2 protein-coding genes are annotated in these 1697 nt (G+C 42.0%); both read left to right on the top strand.

Translation table 11 applies throughout. The features are described from left to right. The coding region (gene fliR / locus ABYB02_RS16935; RefSeq protein WP_372763529.1) for a flagellar biosynthetic protein FliR at positions 1-718 on the top strand (718 nt) is incomplete at its 5' end. A 9-nt stretch (positions 719-727) separates the two neighbouring features. Beyond that, positions 728-1697, top strand: a 970-nt coding sequence (flhB, locus tag ABYB02_RS16930; protein ID WP_372763528.1) for a flagellar biosynthesis protein FlhB, incomplete at its 3' end; no start/stop codon positions are given.

Genomic DNA, 1697 nt, shown 5'->3' with positions numbered 1-1697 from the left:
TATTAGCTCAATGATCATGATAATGGCGGGTATTGGCGCCAAAAACGTCCCTTCTCGAATTAAAATGGGCTTGGCTGTTGTAGTCACATTTTTAGTTGTGCCTGTTCTACCTCCAGCTACATTTACTAATTTATTTTCTTTTGAAATGGTTTTAGTGGTGCTACAACAAATGCTGATTGGCGTTGCGATTGGTTTTGCATCTACACTATTGCTCAATACATTTGTGTTAGCCGGGCAAATTCTGGCTATGCAAACTGGTTTAGGTTTTGCGTCTGTTGTTGACCCCTCAAATGGAATGAGTGTACCTGCTGTAGGGCAGTTCTACCTCATTTTAGCTACCTTGTTATTTTTTGTATTTAATGGCCACTTAATGATGATTCAAATGGTGGTGCATAGTTTTCAGGTACTGCCAATTGATGGTAATTGGTGGGCGGTTGATCATTACTGGGACATAGTAACTTGGGGTGGGTGGATGTTTACTACCGCACTGGTGCTCTCGTTAGCGCCATTAACGGCCATGCTTGTAATTAATATGTCATTTGGCATCATGACCCGTGCTGCCCCGCAGTTAAATATCTTCTCTATAGGCTTTCCGTTTACCTTAGTGGCAGGGCTCGTTATTATTTGGGCTACCCTCGGTAACTTTATCACTCAGTTTGAGTTCCAATGGCTAAAAATGGTTGAGCTGATGTGTACTCTAGTTGGTTGTTCCCCTTAGGAGAGTGTAATGGCTGAAGATTCAGGACAAGAAAAAACCGAAGAACCCACGCCCAAAAAAGTTGATGATGCCAAAAAGAAAGGCCAAATAGCGCGCTCTAAAGAGTTAGGTACTATGTTTGTACTTATTTTTTCTGCTATTTCTTTATTAATGTACGGCCCTGAAATTGGCAAAGGCTTGTACCGAATTATGGGCAGAATGCTGAGTCTTAATCGCAATGAAACCTACGACACCACAAAAATGTTTGCGGTGTGGGGGGAGGTGGCTGACGTACTGTTATTTCCTATGTCGATGTTTGTACTTATTATTGTACTAGCTGCGTTTATTGGTAACACCATGCTTGGCGGCTTTAATTTTAGCTGGCAGGCAGCCGCCCCCAAAGCCAGTAAAATGTCGCCAATGAAAGGTTTCACTCGGATGTTTGGTCCGCAAGCGGCTATTGAATTACTAAAGTCACTATTAAAGTTTGGCTTAGTGGCAACCTTCGCCGTATTTTTAATTAATACCTTTTTTGATGAAATTTTACATTTAAGTATAGAAAGCGCGCCGGGCAATATCGTGCATGCTTTGGAAATATTAGCGTGGATGTTTTTAGGGTTATCTTGCACCTTAATTATTATTGCGGCTATTGATGCGCCTTTTCAAAGTTATAGCCATAACAAACAGCTTAAAATGACCCTGCAAGAAGTAAAAGACGAGTATAAAAACTCCGAGGGTGATCCGCAAATCAAAGCGCGTATCAGGCAAACTCAACGTCAAATGTCGCAAAAGAGAATGATGCAGGATGTTCCTGATGCCGATGTTATTGTTACCAACCCTACTCATTACTCAGTGGCTTTAAAATACGACACAGAGCGAGCTGGAGCGCCTATTGTACTAGCCAAAGGCGTTGACGAGCTTGCTATGCAAATTCGAAAAATTGCGTTGGGTAATGAAGTGCCCATTGTTGAGTCACCTACTTTAACGCGAGCGCTTTATC

Source organism: Pseudoalteromonas sp., assembly GCF_041613455.1.
Lineage (GTDB): Bacteria > Pseudomonadota > Gammaproteobacteria > Enterobacterales > Alteromonadaceae > Pseudoalteromonas.
The sequence above is the reverse complement of the archived record's forward strand: the minus strand, read 5'-3'. Positions and strand labels throughout refer to the sequence as shown.